This window comes from Bradyrhizobium sp. 134 (assembly GCF_023074155.1).
Taxonomy (GTDB): Bacteria; Pseudomonadota; Alphaproteobacteria; order Rhizobiales; family Xanthobacteraceae; genus Bradyrhizobium.
Window position 1 is genome coordinate 85,885 of record NZ_JADPKX010000087.1, and the last position, 15,322, is coordinate 101,206.

13 protein-coding genes are annotated in these 15,322 nt (G+C 65.4%); 9 read left to right on the plus strand and 4 right to left on the minus strand.

Annotation, left to right across the window (positions count from 1 at the left end):
• Positions 1-62 precede the first annotated feature (62 nt).
• Positions 63-1,163: an A/G-specific adenine glycosylase gene (gene mutY / locus IVA75_RS39410; protein WP_247291239.1), complete on the minus strand. Its 1,101-nt coding sequence runs from the start codon at positions 1,161-1,163 to the stop codon at positions 63-65.
• 122 nt (positions 1,164-1,285) lie between these two features.
• Between mutY and IVA75_RS39415 the strand changes: the two genes are divergently transcribed.
• From IVA75_RS39415 to IVA75_RS39455, 9 genes are all read left to right on the plus strand, one after another.
• Entirely contained in the window at positions 1,286-1,780 is a 495-nt protein-coding gene (locus IVA75_RS39415) for a DciA family protein (protein WP_247291241.1), read from the plus strand.
• A 127-nt stretch (positions 1,781-1,907) separates the two neighbouring features.
• A complete protein-coding gene (locus IVA75_RS39420) occupies positions 1,908-2,582 on the plus strand; it encodes a DsbA family protein (RefSeq protein ID WP_247291432.1) in 675 nt (224 codons plus the stop codon).
• Between the two features lie 217 nt (positions 2,583-2,799).
• On the plus strand, positions 2,800-6,264 hold the full coding sequence (gene smc, locus IVA75_RS39425) for a chromosome segregation protein SMC (RefSeq protein WP_247291243.1): 3,465 nt from the start codon (positions 2,800-2,802) through the stop codon (positions 6,262-6,264).
• Positions 6,265-6,376: 112 nt separating this feature from the next.
• Positions 6,377-7,354, plus strand: coding sequence for a small ribosomal subunit Rsm22 family protein (locus tag IVA75_RS39430; RefSeq protein ID WP_247291245.1), 978 nt, complete (start codon positions 6,377-6,379; stop codon positions 7,352-7,354).
• 138 nt (positions 7,355-7,492) lie between these two features.
• Positions 7,493-8,053: a LemA family protein gene (locus tag IVA75_RS39435; RefSeq protein WP_027516414.1), complete on the plus strand. Its 561-nt coding sequence runs from the start codon at positions 7,493-7,495 to the stop codon at positions 8,051-8,053.
• A 32-nt stretch (positions 8,054-8,085) separates the two neighbouring features.
• A complete protein-coding gene (locus IVA75_RS39440; protein WP_247291247.1) occupies positions 8,086-9,327 on the plus strand; it encodes a M48 family metallopeptidase in 1,242 nt (413 codons plus the stop codon).
• 204 nt (positions 9,328-9,531) lie between these two features.
• Positions 9,532-10,287 (plus strand): hypothetical protein, encoded by a 756-nt coding sequence (locus IVA75_RS39445; RefSeq protein WP_027516412.1) that lies wholly within the window; start codon positions 9,532-9,534, stop codon positions 10,285-10,287.
• A gap of 60 nt (positions 10,288-10,347) precedes the next feature.
• Complete coding sequence (locus IVA75_RS39450; RefSeq protein WP_027568581.1) at positions 10,348-11,016, plus strand: hypothetical protein; 669 nt, start codon at positions 10,348-10,350, stop codon at positions 11,014-11,016.
• A gap of 87 nt (positions 11,017-11,103) precedes the next feature.
• Positions 11,104-11,436 (plus strand): GIY-YIG nuclease family protein, encoded by a 333-nt coding sequence (locus IVA75_RS39455; RefSeq protein ID WP_027568580.1) that lies wholly within the window; start codon positions 11,104-11,106, stop codon positions 11,434-11,436.
• 25 nt (positions 11,437-11,461) lie between these two features.
• On the opposite strand, the gene IVA75_RS39460 is transcribed toward IVA75_RS39455, so the two are convergent.
• The 3 genes from IVA75_RS39460 to IVA75_RS39470 all read right to left on the minus strand — a co-directional run bounded on the left by IVA75_RS39460 (position 11,462) and on the right by IVA75_RS39470 (position 15,237).
• Positions 11,462-12,001, minus strand: coding sequence for an adenine phosphoribosyltransferase (locus IVA75_RS39460; protein ID WP_007595035.1), 540 nt, complete (start codon positions 11,999-12,001; stop codon positions 11,462-11,464).
• A gap of 8 nt (positions 12,002-12,009) precedes the next feature.
• Positions 12,010-14,175 (minus strand): anthranilate synthase component I, encoded by a 2,166-nt coding sequence (locus IVA75_RS39465; protein ID WP_247291249.1) that lies wholly within the window; start codon positions 14,173-14,175, stop codon positions 12,010-12,012.
• A gap of 387 nt (positions 14,176-14,562) precedes the next feature.
• Entirely contained in the window at positions 14,563-15,237 is a 675-nt protein-coding gene (locus tag IVA75_RS39470) for a dienelactone hydrolase family protein (protein WP_027568578.1), read from the minus strand.
• Between the last annotated feature and the right edge of the window lie 85 nt (positions 15,238-15,322).

Sequence of the window (15,322 nt, forward strand, 5' to 3'; positions counted from 1 at the left end):
CTCCGTTGCCGACCACAGCTAACGCAGGCCTGCTGCCAGCATGTTGTCAGCAGGATGGGCTGCTAGGGGTCCAATCCATGCGCAATCACCTTACGCATGACGTTGGGCAATGCTTCGTCGGCGAGCGTGGCGATGGGCACCCAGCGCATGCCTGCCGGTGCCCGCGTGCGCATTACCACCTTCGCCGTGTAGACCACCAGTTCCAGCGGGAAATGCGTGAAGACGTGGGTGACCACGCCGATCTTGCGCTGCCAGCGCGAGAGCCCCTTCAGCTCGGGTGCCTGCTGTTTTGCCTTGGCATCTTCTTGCCCGGCCAGCCAATGCGATCCCGGTACCTCGGTCATGCCGCCGAGCAGACCCTTCTCGGGACGGCTGCGGACGAGAAGCTCGTCGCCGCGCGTGACAACGAAGGCGGCGCCGCGCCGTAGCGCGCCGCTCTTCTTCGGCGCCTTGCGCGGGAACGTGTCTTGCGTTCCGAGCGCGCGCGCCGTGCAGTCCTCGTTCAGCGGGCATAACGAGCAGGCCGGCTTTTTCGGCGTGCAGATCGAGGCCCCCAGATCCATCAGCGCCTGGGCGCTATCACCGGCGCGAGAATCGGCAAGCAGCGTCGCAGCCAACTCCTGAATCAGCGGCTTGGCCTGCGGGAGCTCTTCTTCAACTGCAAAGAGCCGCGAGACCACGCGTTCGATATTGCCGTCGACCGGCATGGTGCGGCGGTCGAACGCGATCGCCGCGATCGCTGCCGCCGTATAGGGCCCGATGCCCGGCAGCGCACGCAGGCCCACTTCGGTGTCGGGAAAGGCGCCGCCGTGCTCGCGCGTCACCGCGACCGCGCAGGCATGGAGATTACGGGCGCGAGAATAATAGCCGAGCCCGGCCCACATCCGCAGCACGTCGTCTTGCGAGGCCCGTCCGAGCGCGGTGACATCAGGCCAGCGCGCGACGAATTTTTCGAAATAGGGCCCGACCGCCTTCACCGTGGTCTGCTGCAGCATGATCTCGGACAGCCAGACGCGGTAAGGGTCGGATGCCTCGCCGGGCGCAGCGCGCCAGGGCAAGCGGCGGCGGTGGCGGTCGTACCATTGGAGCAGCGCGAGCGGGCGCGACGAGGTCTCCGGCGGAACTGGTTCCGATTTCGCCTTGAGGGCGGATTTGAGGCTCATGTTCGCACTGTAGCGGCAATGCACCGATCTCTCCACGTCGTGCCCACGCTTGTCGCGGGCATCCACGTTTTTCTTCGCGGCGAAGAGCCTGTGGCCGACGCGCCGGAGTGCTATAAGGTCCCATGTCCAAGCTTCGCCCCATGAAACCCGGTCCTATCAGCGCCAAGCCGTTATCGCTCCTGCTCAACGACGTCTTCGCCGAGGCCTATGCCAAGCAGGGTTTTGCCGCGCGCGAACTGGTGACGCGGTGGGCGCAGATTGCCGGACCGGAGATCGCGGCCCATGCTGAGCCGCTCAAGATGCAGTGGCCGCGGCCGGTCGAGGGTCAGCCGCAGGAGCCGGCCACGCTGGTGCTGCGGGTCGAGGGGCCGATGGCGCTGGAGATCCAGCACTCCGCCGATGTGATCCTGCAGCGGGTCAACCGCTTCTTCGGCTGGAGCGCGGTCGGCAAGCTAGCCTTCCGCCAGGCTCCGCTGTCGCGCGCCCGCCGGCAGACCCGGCCCGCCCCGCCGGACGCCAAATCGGTGGCCGAGGTGGCTGAGCGCCTGGGCGACATCGAAGATGAACAATTGAAGTCGGCGCTGGCGCGCCTCGGGGCCGCCATCAAGCGAAATTGAGCCTTATTCTGCGGCCAAACTGGACCTGTCCTTGCCGCTCGCCATTGCCTCAAGCGACGTTTCAAGCTAGCGACAGGCCGTCTGAATGGGAATTTCGGGCGAGACCACGCCAATCCGGGAGCCGACCTTGATCATCACCCGCCGCGCCTTCACGTCGATGCTGTCGCTGACCGGGCTTACCGCGCTCGCCGGGTTCTCGCCGCTGCGGTTCATCTCCGATGCCATGATCCCTGAAGCCATGGCGCAGGCGGCGGCTGGCGACGTCGCCAAGCCGGTGTCGCTGCCCGACATGGCGCTGGGTCCGAAGGACGCCGCCGTGACCATCACCGAATATGCTTCGATGACCTGCCCGCATTGCGCGGCTTTCAATGAGCAAGTGTTTCCCAAGATCAAGTCGGAATACATCGACACCGGCAAGGTGCGTTACATCTTCCGCGAGTTCCCGCTCGACATCAAAGCCGCCGCTGGCTCGATGCTGTCGCGCTGCATCGCCAATGGCGATGCGCCGAAATACTTTGCCGTCACCGACATGCTGTTCCGCCAGCAGAACGACTGGGTGGTGAAGAATACCACGGAGACCCTGACCCGGATCGGCAAGCAGGCCGGTCTGACCCAGCAGCAGGTCGAGGCCTGCCTGAAGGACCAGACGCTGCTCGACAAGATCGCCGCCGACCAGAAATATGCCAGCGACGTTCTGAAGGTCGATTCGACGCCAACGTTCTTCGTCAACGGCGAGAAGATCAAGGGCGAGACCTCATTCGAGGAATTCGCCAAGAAGATCAATCCGCTGCTCAAGAGCTGATTCGCTCGTCAAGATTCTGATTCGCATCTCGATAGCCGTATCTTTCCCGGCATAAATCCCTTGGGAAAAGCGGCTTTCGCCGGTTGCCCTCGCGGCGCACCGCGGCCATTGTCCGACCGCATGAGGCGCCTCGCGCGACTCGCCCGGATACCGACATTGCCTTCCATGGTATTGTCCCGGCAGGGGGATTCGCGCCTGCCAACAGAGATGCGTGCTTATGAAAATCACCCGCCTGCGCCTTCACGGCTTCAAGTCCTTCGTTGAAGCCACCGACTTCGTCATCGAGCCCGGCCTGACCGGCGTGGTCGGCCCCAACGGCTGCGGCAAGTCGAATCTCGTCGAGGCGCTGCGCTGGGCGATGGGCGAGACCTCCTACAAGTCGCTGCGCGCCGCCGACATGGACGCGGTGATCTTCGCCGGCTCCGGCAATCGTCCGGCACGCAACCACGCCGAAGTGACGATGACGATCGACAATTCCGATCGCACCGCGCCGGCGGCGATGAACGACAGCCAGCTGCTGGAAATTTCCCGCCGCATCGAGCGCGAGGCCGGCTCGGTCTACCGCATCAACGGCCGCGACGTGCGCGCCCGCGACGTGCAGATTCTGTTCGCCGACGCCGCCACCGGCGCGCGCTCGCCGGCTCTGGTCCACCAGGGCAAGATCGGCGAGATCATTCAGGCCAAGCCCGAGCAGCGCCGCCGCGTGCTGGAAGACGCCGCCGGCGTCGCCGGCCTGCACGCCCGCCGCCACGAAGCCGAGCTGCGGCTCAAGGCGGCCGAAACCAACCTCACCCGCGTCGAGGACGTGATCGGCCAGCTCGCAGGGCAAATGGAAGGCCTCAAGAAGCAGGCGCGCCAAGCCGTGCGCTATCGCGAGGTCGCGGCCAAGGTCCGCAAGGCGGAAGCCACCCTATTCCATCTGCGCTGGATCGGCGCCCATGCCGACGTCAGCGAGTCCGGCCACACCCACGATCTCGCGGTCCGCGAGATGGCCGAGCGGACCCAGCACCAGGCCGAGGCCGCCCGCATCCAGGCGATTCGCGCTGCCGAAATGCCGGCGCTGCGCGATGCCGAAGCCCGCGCCGCAGCGGGGCTGCAGCGCCTGACCAACGCCCGCGAGCTGCTCGATCGCGAGGAAGAGCGCGCCAAGGAGCGCGTCGCTGAGCTCGAGCGGCGCCTCGCACAGTTCGAAGGCGACATCTCGCGTGCCCAGCAGCAGACCATGGACGCCGATGTCGCGCTGCAGCGCCTCGACGCCGAAGATGCCGAGCTGAAGGAAGAGATCAAGTCGCGCGTCGAGAAGCGCTCCGGCGTCGATGAGCGTGTCGCCGAAGCCGAGGCGGTGCTGACCGAGACCGAGCAGCAGTTCGCCGAGCTCACCACCGCGCTCGCCGATCTCACAGCCAAGCGCAATCAACTCGAAGCCAACGTTCGAACCCACCGCGACAAGCTCGCCCGGCTCGACCAGGAGATTTCGAACGTCGCGGCGGAAGAGCAGAAGCTCACCGAGGCGACCGGCGGCTTCGGCGATCTCGACGAGCTGACCGCGACGGTTGAGAACGCCGAGCAGACGCTGGCAGCCTCGGAAGCCGCGGCTCAGGCCAGCGAAGCCGCGCACGTCGCGGCGCGGCAGACGCTGGAATCCTCGCGCTCGCCGCTGGTCGAAGCCGACAAGCGCGTGCAACGGCTCGATACCGAGGCGCGCACGATCTCCAAGATCCTCAACGGCGAGACCAAGAACCTGTGGCCGCCGATCATCGACGGCATCACCGTCGACAAGGGATTTGAAAAGGCGATCGGCGCGGCGCTTGGCGACGATCTCGACGCGCCGGTCGATCCGTCCGCGCCGATGCGCTGGACCAATGCCGGCGTCACCCACGGCGATCCGGAACTGCCCGAAGGCGTGGTGCCGCTCGCCAGCCACGTGCAGGCCCCGGCCGAGCTGACCCGCCGCCTGGCGCAGATCGGCGTGGTGCCGCGCGAGCGCGGCGCCGAGCTGGTCTCGCAGCTCAAGACCGGCCAGCGGCTGGTGTCGCCCGAAGGTGACGTCTGGCGCTGGGACGGTTTTGTCGCAGCCGCCCACGCGCCGACCGGCGCAGCACGGCGGCTTGCCGAGCGTGCCCGCCTGATCGACATCGAGAACGAGCTGGAGCAGGCCCGCATCGACGCGCAGATCAAGCGTCAGGCGCTGGAGAACGCCGAGGCCGAGCTGCAGATGGCCGCCAGCACCGAAGGTGCGAGCCGCGAAGCCTGGCGCGCCGCGCAGCGCGAGCTCAACGTCGCGCGCGAGCGCCATGCCACGGTCGAGCGCGAGATCAGCCGCCACGCCGCGCGCAAGGCGACGCTGTCGGAAGCGCACAGCCGCCTGGCCGCCGACCGCGCCGAGGCCGAAGCCGCCTACGAATACGCCGAAGCCGGGATCTCCGAGCTGCCGTCGAGCGAGGACACCGAAACCCGTCTCGCCGCGGTCCGCAGCGACATCGAAGGTCATCGCCGCATGGCCGCTCAGGTCCGCGCCGAGGCACAGGCGCTGGCGCGCGAAGCCGAGCTGGCCGACCGCCGCGTGCAGGCGATCCTCGCCGAACGCACCGAGTGGCAGAACCGCAAGGAGAGCGCCGCCTCCCACATCGACACTATCCAGGCGCGCATCGCCGAAGTCTCGATCGAGCGAAGCGACCTGGAGAACGCGCCGGCCGTGTTCGCAGAGAAGCGCAGCGCGCTAATCACCGAGATCGAATACGCCGAAAACGACCGCCGCATGGCTGCCGATGCGCTCGCCAGCGCGGAAACCGCGATGGCCGAAACCGATCGCGTCGCCAAGCTGACGCTGGAGGCGCTGTCGAGCTCGCGCGAGGCCACCGCCCGCGCCGAGGAGCGCATGGAAGGCGCACGGCGCCGGCTCGAGGACATCGAGCGCGAGATCCGCGACATGCTGGAAGTCGAACCGCAGGCCGTTGCCGGCCTCGCCGAGATCGAACCCGGCACCGAGCTGCCGCCGCTGCACGATATCGAGGAAGACCTCGAAAAGATGCGCCGCGATCGCGAGCGCCTGGGGGCGGTCAATTTGCGCGCCGAGGAAGAGCTGCGCGAGGTCGAGACCCAGCACAACGGTCTGGTGACCGAGCGCGACGACCTCGTCGAGGCCATCAAGCGGTTGCGCCAGGGCATCCAGAGCCTCAACAAGGAGGCGCGCGAGCGGCTCCTGACCTCGTTCGAGGTCGTCAACAACCACTTCAAGCGCCTGTTCGTCGAGCTGTTCGGCGGCGGCGAAGCCGCGCTGCATTTGATCGAGAGCGATGACCCTCTTGAAGCCGGCCTCGAAATCATCGCCAAGCCGCCGGGCAAGAAGCCGCAGACGCTGTCGCTGCTCTCCGGCGGTGAACAGGCGCTGACCGCGATGGCGCTGATCTTCGCGGTGTTCCTCACCAACCCCTCGCCGATCTGCGTGCTGGACGAAGTCGACGCGCCGCTCGACGACCACAACGTCGAGCGCTATTGCAACCTGTTGCACGAGATGACCGCTTCGACCGACACCCGCTTCATCATCATCACCCACAACCCGATCACGATGGCGCGGATGAACCGCCTGTTCGGCGTCACCATGGCCGAACGCGGCGTCTCGCAGCTGGTGTCGGTGAATCTGCAAGAGGCCGTGGACATTCTCGACCAGAACGTGGCGTGATATTTTGGCGGTCATTTCGGGGCGATGCGCAGCATCGAACCCGGAATCTCAGGCCACCATTTCGAGATTCCGGGTTCGCGCTACGCGCGCCCCGGAATGACGGCGAACCAAGATGATCTCGCCCACGCTTCCCGCTGAGCTAAAGGCCGCCCTCGACGGCAAGCTGCAGGGCTTTTCCCGCACCGACGCTGCGCAGCGATCGCAGAAAATCTCGACCACCTATCGCACAGGCGGCGGCTCCGGCACGATCAAGTCGGAGGCCGATGCGCTCGCCTATGCGCTCGCGCGCATGCCCGCGACCTACGCGGCGGTGGCGGCCAGCCTGAATGCGCTGACCGAGACCGTACCGGACCTCGCTCCGGAAACACTGCTCGACGTCGGCGCAGGTCCGGGCACCGCGAGCTGGGCCGCGGCGGAGGCGTTCTCCTCGTTGCAGGATTTCACCCTGCTCGACGCCAACGCCACGCTCAGCCGTCTCGCGCTCGAACTGGCGCGCGATAGCACGCGTTTGGCGGATTGCCGCTATCTGCCGGGCGATGCCGGCGCGAACCTCGCCGAGGTCTCGCAAGCCGATCTCGTCGTCGCGAGCTATGTCATCGGCGAGCTCAGTGAAGGCGATCAACGCAAGCTCGCGGAAGCGATGTGGGCGAAAGCGCGCCACACGCTGGTCGTGATCGAGCCCGGCACGCCCGCCGGCTACGCGCGCATCCTCGCTTTGCGCCAGCAACTGATCGCGGCGGGAGCCTACGTCGCCGCACCCTGCCCGCACGAAAAGCCGTGTCCGCTGATGGCGCCGGACTGGTGCCATTTCTCCCGGCGCTTGCCGCGCTCGCAGGCTCACCGCCAGATCAAGGGCGCCGAGGTGCCGTTCGAGGACGAGCGATTCATCTACGTGGCGCTGACCCGTACGCCGCCCGCAACCCGCACCGCGCGCGTGCTGGCGCCGCCGGATATCGGCAAGGCCGAGATCACGGCCAAGGTCTGCACCGGGGAAGGCCTCGCGATCACGAAGGTGCCGCGCCGTGACAAGGCCGCCTATGCGAGCGCCCGGCGCTGGCGCTGGGGCGATGCCGCCATTGCCGAAAGTTAACCTCCTCCGGCTCTTTCACCTTGAACTCGGATAGCCTCTCATCCGACCAAATCCTACCTTCCCTCTGCGCCGGGCTCTCGCTCCGCGCCAATTTGGTCTACCCTAGCGCCCGCCTTCTTCCCCCTTCAGGAGTTCTCCATGTCGACCGGCTGGATCGTCCTCGGCGTTATCGTCGTCCTCGTGTTCTTTGCCTTCGCCGCCTACAACCGGCTGGTGGCGCTGGGCCAACGCGTCGGCCAGGCCTTTGCCGACGTCGACGTGCAGCTCAAGCAGCGTCACGATCTGATCCCGAACCTGGTCGAGACGGTGAAGGGCTATGCCTCGCATGAGCGCGGCACGCTCGACGACGTCATCAAGGCGCGCAATTCGGCGATGTCGGCGCAGGGACCGGCGCAGGTGTCCGCGGCCGAGACCCAGCTCTCCGGCGCGCTCGGCCGGCTGATCGCGCTGTCGGAGGCCTATCCCGACCTCAAGGCCAATGCCAATTTCCAGCAGCTCGCCAGCGAGCTGTCCGACCTCGAGAACAAGATCGCGGCCAGCCGCCGCTTCTTCAACAACGCGGTCCAGGAATACAACACCGGCATCCAGCAGATGCCCGCCGCTCTGTTCGCCGGCATGTTCGGCTTCACCAAAAAGGACTTCTTCGATCTCGGCGCCAGCCGCACCGAGGTCGAGGCCACGCCGCAGGTGAAGTTCTGAGTTGAGCCGATAGGCCGGCAGGGCATCGCGTCATGGCCGCGTATGGTCTCTACACGCACATCGCCTCGAACAAGTTTCGTTCGATGCTGCTGCTCGCCGGCCTGTTCGCGCTGGTCTATGTGCTGGTCTATGCCGGCGCGCTGATCGCCGAAGTCGTCATCAACGGCGACGAGACAGTGGTCCATTATCTGAGACGCGCCTTCTATGATCTGAAAGTCGCCGCACCGGTTGCGACCGTCGTGGCAGCGGCCTGGATCGTGATCGCCTATTTCTTCCACCAGTCGATGATCGATGCGGTGACCGGAGGCCACGACGTCACCCGGCAGCAACAGCCTCGGCTCTATAATCTGCTCGAAAATCTCTGCATCTCGCGCGGCATCACGATGCCGAAGCTGAAGATCATGGAGAGCCCGGCGCTGAACGCGTTCGCGACCGGCCTCAACCCGCGGCAATATTCGGTCACCGTCACCACCGGTCTTCTCAATGCGCTTGATGACAAGGAGATCGAGGCGGTGCTGGGCCATGAGCTGACCCACATCAAGAACGGCGACGTGCAGCTCATGGTGGTCGCCGTCATCATCGCGGGTGTGGTCGGGTTCTTCGGCGAACTGTTCTTCCGCCTGTTCACGAATTTCAGCTGGGGCTCCGGCGGCTCGTGGTCGTCGGGCTCCTCCTCGTCGTCACGATCGTCCTCGTCGCCGAGCGACAGCAAGAGTTCGGGGGGCGGTGCGGTGATCGTCATCATCATCGCGGTCGTGCTGATCGTGGTGGCCTGGCTGTTGTCGCAGGTGGTGAAGCTCGCGCTGTCGCGCTCGCGCGAATATCTCGCGGACGCGGGCTCCGTCGAGCTGACGAAAAACCCGGACGCCATGATCTCGGCACTGCGCAAGATCGAGAACCGCGGCGAACTACCGGGCGCAACCTCGGCAGTGATGGAGCTCTGCGTCGACAATCCGCGCGAGGGGTTTGCCGATTTGTTCGCGACCCACCCTTCAGTGCAGTCCCGGGTCGATGCGCTGGTCAAGTTCGCCGGCGGCCATGATCCCGGCCCGCTGCCGCCTCCCGCCGACGAGGCCGAGGAGCCAGACGCGCAAGCCGACCGGCAGGACGCCCCAGCGCCGCTGCGGCAGGGTCCCTGGAATGACGCTGGCGGCGCGGCCAATCCGCCGCCGGTGCCCGCACCCAGCTCAGCCGGAACCGCCAGCAGCAACCCGAGAGGTAATTCCTTGGGCAATCCCACAGGAAATCCTATGGGTCCTTGGGGCCGCCATTGAGCGTGATTTGACGCCATGCGCGGCGGGTTTCGTCGCGATTGGGAAAAACCTCGGGAATTGCCGTAACTGGGGCCTGCGGAATTGAATTCTCCCTTGTTTCTGCCATGTTCGCGCCCAACAGCAGACTTGGGACATCTTTGCGACATCGATTTGGGGCCCGGCCGATTGCGACTTCGCGATCGGGGGGCGCGTTAGGGGACAGCAATGGCAAAGCCGGCAGTGGTTGTGGTGGGCGCAGACAAGGGCGGGGTCGGCAAGACCACCGTGTCGCGCACCCTGCTCGATTATTTTTCCGCCAACAACGTGCCGACGCGCGCCTTCGACACCGAGTCGCCGCGCGGAACCCTGAAGCGCTTCCACCCTGACATCACCGAGATCGTCGACATGACGACGACGTCGGACCAGATGAAGATCTTCGATACGCTCAACGCGACGAGCCCGTCGGTTACCGTGATCGACGTCCGCGCCGGCCTGCTCTCGCCGGCGCTCGCCTCCTTGCGCGACATCGGTTTCCTCGACGCCGCCAAGGCCGGCCAGATCACCTTTGCCGTGTTCCACATCCTCGGACCCTCGATCGCCTCTCTGGACGAAATCGCCGAGACCGCAGGCTTCATGGGGGGCGCGAAATATTTCCTAGTCAAGAACTTCATCAACGATACCCAGTTCTTCCAGTGGGACCAGGCGACTTACCAGTCGTATTTCAACCGCATCAAGGACGCGACCGAGCTGACCATCCCCAAGCTCAACGAAATGGCCTATGAGCAGGTCGAGGTGTCCTCCGTCCCGTTCCTGAAATTCGTCGCCAACAAGGGCATCAACGACGAGGCAGCGAACTATTCGTTCGTGCTGCGCGGCTATGTCCGGCATTGGCTTGCGAACGTCTGGAGCGAATTCGACCGGATCCGGCTGACCGATATCGTCGGCTCGACGAAATCCGGGAGCCGCAACAGCGAAAAATAGTTGCGCAAGCCGGGCGGATACGGCTGGATTGGTCGCCAAGTTCGACTGATATAGCTATCGATGCCCGCGACGCCCCTCTACATCATTTGTTCGCCCCGCCCGCAGGTCGGCAAGACCCTGCTGGCGCGGCTTTTGAGCGAATTTTTGCTGCTCAAGAACGGCAACGTCGTGGCCTTCGACGTCAACCTGAAGGAGCCGTCGCTGCTCGACTATCTGCCGAAGATCACGGAGACCGCCGACGTGATCGACACCTATGGCAAGATGCAGCTGATGGATCGCGTCATCGTCGATGACGGGGTTGCCAAGGTGATCGACCTCGGCTTCCACGCCTTTGACGAGTTCTTCAAGATGACGGAGGAGATCGGCCTTTTGAAAGAGGCGGCGCGCCGCCACGTCGCGCCGATGATCCTGTTCGTCGCCGACACCGACCGCGTCTCGGCTCGCGCCCACGAGATGCTGCGCGAACAGATCCCGCGGATCAATCTGATCACGGTGGACAACGAGCACATCGTGCGCGGCGAGCTGCCGGAAGCGATGGCCGGCGGCCGGCTGCTGCGCCTGCCGGCGTTGCCCGGCTTCCTGAAGACCTATATCGGCCGCCTGAACTTCTCCTTCACCGGCTACCTGCGCCATGAGAAGGATGCTTCGACCGAGCTGCACCAGTGGACCCGGCGCAATTATCTCGCCTTCCGCGAGCTCGAGCTCAGCCTGATCCTGCAACGATCCTGAATATTTTACCCGGATAATATTGACGTCGAGCGGCCCTTCGGTTACTGGAGTTTACGTACCAGCGTTCCTCAGCAAGGCCCTTTCACCGTGACCATAGACCGGAAAGCAGCGATCGCTGCCTACAAGGACCGGAAGACCGTTGCGGGCATCTACGTCGTCCGCTGCACGGCCTCGGGCGAGGCTTGGGTCAGTCAAGCCCCGAACCTCGAGACCATCCAGAACCGCATCTGGTTCTCTCTGCGCCAGGGTAGCCACACCTGTCGTCGCCTCCAGGCTGCGTGGAACGCCCATGGCGAGACAGGCCTGACGTTTGGTGAATGTGAGCGTCTGGAGGATGAGGAGACTGCCTATGTCAGGAATGCGCTGCTCAAAGAGCGCATGCTGCATTGGCTGTCGGAGCTAAAGGCCGAGCCGATCTGAACGTCACCAGCGGCGCGGTTGCCGCTCAGTGCCCCTCGAACGTCATCAGCGTGCGCACCGGCACGTCCATCGCTCGGAGCTTGGCGGCGCCGCCGAGATCCGGCAGGTCGATGATGAAGCAGGCGGCGACCACATTGGCGCCGATCTGGCGCAGCAATTTCACCGCGCCTTCCGCGGTGCCGCCGGTGGCGATGAGGTCGTCGACCAGGATCACGCGCTCGCCGGGCTGGATGGCGTCGACATGCATCTCCATCTCGTCGATGCCGTATTCGAGAGAGTAAGCGATCCGCACGGTGGTGTGCGGCAGCTTGCCCTTTTTCCGGATCGGCACGAAGCCGGCCGAAACCTGGTGCGCCACCGCGCCGCCGATGATGAAGCCGCGCGCTTCCATGCCGGCGACCTTGTCGATCTTGTTGCCGGCCCAGGGATTGACGAGTTCGTCGACCGCGCGGCGGAACGCACGCGCATCCGCGAGCAGGGTGGTGATGTCGCGGAACAAGATCCCGGGTTTGGGGTAGTCCGGGATGGTGCGGACGCTCGCCTTCAGATCGTGGTCAAAAGTCATGGTGCCTCTCAATCAGCGCGCGCATCCAAACGGAACGCGTTCTCGACAATTCGTAAGCCCACCTCGCCGCTGAGCGACATCAGCGATTCCGGATGGAATTGCACACCGGCGACCGGCAGGGTCTTGTGCTCGAGCGCCATCGCGACGCCGTCCTCGGTGCTGGCGGTGACGGATAGCACCTCCGGCATGCTGTCGCGCTCGACATAGAGCGAGTGATAGCGGCCGATCACGATCTCGTTCGGCAGATTGCGCATCAGCCGCCCGCCGCGCACCTGCACCCGCGAGGGCCGGCCGTGGGCGGGATGCGTGAGCTGCCCGAGCTCGCCGCCGAAATACTCGCCGATCGCCTGGACGCCGAGGCAGACGCCGAACACCGGCAGCTTGTTCTCCAGTGCCGCGTCGATGGTCTTCTTGATGCCGAAATCCTCAGGCCTGCCGGGCCCGGGCGACAGCACGAGCAAATCCCACCGCTTCTGCTTGAGCATGTCGAGCGCATGCACATGGCGAACTACGGTGACATCGGCGCCGACCTGGCGAAAATAATCGGCCAGCATATGCACAAAGCTGTCGTCATGGTCGATCAGCAGTACCCGCTTGCCGCTTCCGGTGGCATCGGGCGCGAAGGCCGACAGCGGCTTTGGCGGATCGCCGCGCAGCGCCTGGAACAGGGCCGCGGCCTTGACCTGGCATTCGCGGTCCTCGGCGGCGGGATCGGAGTCGAACAAACAGGTGGCGCCGACGCGCACTTCCGCGAGGCCCTCCTTCATCCGGATGGTGCGGATGGTGAGGCCGGTGTTGATGCTGCCGTCGAAATTCACCGCTCCGATCGCGCCGGCATACCAGCGGCGCGGCGAGCGCTCGTGATCCTCGACGAACTGCATCGCCCAGAGTTTTGGTGCGCCGGTGACGGTGACGGCCCAGGCATGCGTGAGGAACGCATCGAGCGCATCGAAGCCGGGACGCAGCATGCCTTCGACATGGTCGACGGTGTGGAAGAGTTTTGAATAGGTCTCGATCTGCCGGCGCGCCAGCACCTTGATCGTGCCGGGGACGCAGACGCGTGCCTTGTCGTTGCGGTCGACGTCGGTGCACATGTTGAGCTCGAACTCGTCCTTCTCGGAGTTCAGGAGCTGGCGGATCTGCTCGGCATCGCCGATCGCATCGGTACCGCGCGCGATCGTCCCCGAGATCGGGCAGGTCTCGACCCGGCGTCCGTCCGAGCGCACGAACATTTCCGGAGAAGCCGAGACGAGAAATTCGCCCTCGCCGAGATTCATCAGCGCACCGTACGGCGACGGGTTGATGACGCAGAGCCGCTGGAACACTTCGGCAGGCGAGCGGTCGCAGGGCTCGGCGAAGAGCTGCCCCGGCACCGCCTCGAACAGATCACCACGCGCAAAGGCGGCGCGCGCGGTCTCGACTGTGGCCTGATATTCGCCGGGCGCGTGATCGGCAAAACCCTGGCGCGGTGTCTTGAGGTAGGGGCTCTCGGCGGTCTCATGCGGGAGGCCCGCGGTGGACTTGCCTTTCCACGCGAAATCGTAAGTGAGCACGACGCCGCGGCCGGTGGCGCGGTCATAGGCGAGCAGGCGGTCGGGGACGTAGAGCACGATGTCGCGCTGGTCGCTCTCGCGCGCGCGCTTCTGCACGAGATCCTCGATCTGGAACACGAGGTCGTAGGCGAAGGCGCCGAACAGGCCGAGCACCCCGTCGTCATTGGCGGAGAACGCGGCGACGAGATCGCGCACCAGCGACATCACGCTGGCGCGCCGCGTGCGCTGGTCTTCGTCGATCGGGGCTTCGCCGCGAATGATATGACCAGCAAGGCGCGTGGGCGTCGTCTCTGAGATCACGACGCAGGGTTCGCGCAAGACGTCAGCGAAGAAGGCGATCAGCACCTCCCCGCGCGCGTTCAGTGCTTCCAGCTTGAAATTGACGCCGGTGGTCTCGAGCTTGAGCGGCGGGTCGGAGAAGCCGAGGTCAAAACTCTCGTAGCGGCCGGGCACGGTCGTGCCCGACGACAGCACCACGCCGCGGCGGCGGTCGAGCAGGCTGACGAGATCGTCGAGCCGGTTGGCGCCGCCGGAAAACTGTTCCGCCACGCGCGCGATCGCAAGCCCTGCGCGGGTCACGTAGTCGCTTCGAGGCGGAAGGGCAAAGACGGTCCTGTTCATGGGGTCCTCTTACGAAACTTGTCGAGGGAACGCCACACAGGACAAACGATCAGGCCGCCGCACTGCGTGGGCGACCTCAGACGATTTTGGGAGAATAAATCGCACCGGCCACCTCTTAGGAGGTGCGCCACCAAAGACGGGATGGTCGGACGGCGGTGCTCATAGGGCGGATACTCACCATGGCGCGGGGACGGCGTCAAGGGTGGGCCCGGAGCGGTAGCCGTACGTCAATCTCCGCCGTCGTCCCGGTGAAGGCCGGGACCCATAGCCACCGGAAGTAATTTGACGAAGACTCGTGGTTACAAGCTCGCACCATAACCTCTCCCTCAGGTTATGGGTCCCAGCCTTCGCCGGGACGACACTAAAATTGTGGCGCCGCCAGCGCGCCTACCCCAGATGCTTCCTAAAAAACTCCGTCGCCCTGCCCCAGGCGAGCTCGGCGGCTTCGCGGTCGTGGACGGCCTGGCGTTGCTCGTTGACGAAGGCGTGCTCGGCGTCATAGCGGAACAGCTCCAGCGACTTGCCGGCGGCCTTCATAGCGTTTTCGAAGCCGTTGACCAGTTCCGGCGTGCACCAATCGTCCTTGTTGGCGAAATGGGCCTGGAGCGGGATCTTGACGTCGGCGGGCTTGGCGGCCTGCTCCGGCGGAATGCCGTAGAACACGACGCCGGCCGCGAGCTCCGGCACGTGCACCGCGCCGATGATGGTGACGGCACCGCCGAGACAGAAGCCTGTCAGCCCGACCTTGGCGCCGTTGCGCGACAGATATTGCGTGGCGCCGCGCACGGTCTGCGTGGTAGCGTCCATGAAATCGAGCGAGTTCATTTCTTTGCCGGCGGCGTCGGTGTCGTGATACGGCACCACCTTGCCCTTGTAGAGATCGGGCGCCAGCGCATCGAAACCGGCCAGCGCGAAGCGATCGCACAGGCCCTTGATCTGGTCCGACAGCCCCCACCATTCCTGGATGACCACCACGCCCGGCGCGTTGCCGCGCGCGGCATTGGCGAGATAGCCCGATGCGTCCTTGCCGTCCGGGCGCTTGAAGGTGATGGCGGTTCCCATGGTGTCCTCCGACGAGTTTCTGGGGAAGCGATTGCTGGTATTTTGGCGGCTGCGCGGGCGATAGGCAATCGCGCCTGACAACACA

What these genes read in the sequence shown, in the direction of transcription:
- IVA75_RS39450 (WP_027568581.1), top strand. Translation starts at nt 10,348, where the DNA reads ATGCCCGCGACGCCCCTCTACATCATTTGTTCGCCCCGCCCGCAGGTC.
- IVA75_RS39470 (WP_027568578.1), bottom strand. Translation starts at nt 15,237, where the DNA reads ATGGGAACCGCCATCACCTTCAAGCGCCCGGACGGCAAGGACGCATCG.
- IVA75_RS39440 (WP_247291247.1), top strand. Translation starts at nt 8,086, where the DNA reads ATGGCCGCGTATGGTCTCTACACGCACATCGCCTCGAACAAGTTTCGT.
- IVA75_RS39465 (WP_247291249.1), bottom strand. Translation starts at nt 14,175, where the DNA reads ATGAACAGGACCGTCTTTGCCCTTCCGCCTCGAAGCGACTACGTGACC.
- IVA75_RS39430 (WP_247291245.1), top strand. Translation starts at nt 6,377, where the DNA reads ATGATCTCGCCCACGCTTCCCGCTGAGCTAAAGGCCGCCCTCGACGGC.
- IVA75_RS39435 (WP_027516414.1), top strand. Translation starts at nt 7,493, where the DNA reads ATGTCGACCGGCTGGATCGTCCTCGGCGTTATCGTCGTCCTCGTGTTC.
- IVA75_RS39415 (WP_247291241.1), top strand. Translation starts at nt 1,286, where the DNA reads ATGTCCAAGCTTCGCCCCATGAAACCCGGTCCTATCAGCGCCAAGCCG.
- mutY (WP_247291239.1), bottom strand. Translation starts at nt 1,163, where the DNA reads ATGAGCCTCAAATCCGCCCTCAAGGCGAAATCGGAACCAGTTCCGCCG.
- smc (WP_247291243.1), top strand. Translation starts at nt 2,800, where the DNA reads ATGAAAATCACCCGCCTGCGCCTTCACGGCTTCAAGTCCTTCGTTGAA.
- IVA75_RS39460 (WP_007595035.1), bottom strand. Translation starts at nt 12,001, where the DNA reads ATGACTTTTGACCACGATCTGAAGGCGAGCGTCCGCACCATCCCGGAC.
- IVA75_RS39445 (WP_027516412.1), top strand. Translation starts at nt 9,532, where the DNA reads ATGGCAAAGCCGGCAGTGGTTGTGGTGGGCGCAGACAAGGGCGGGGTC.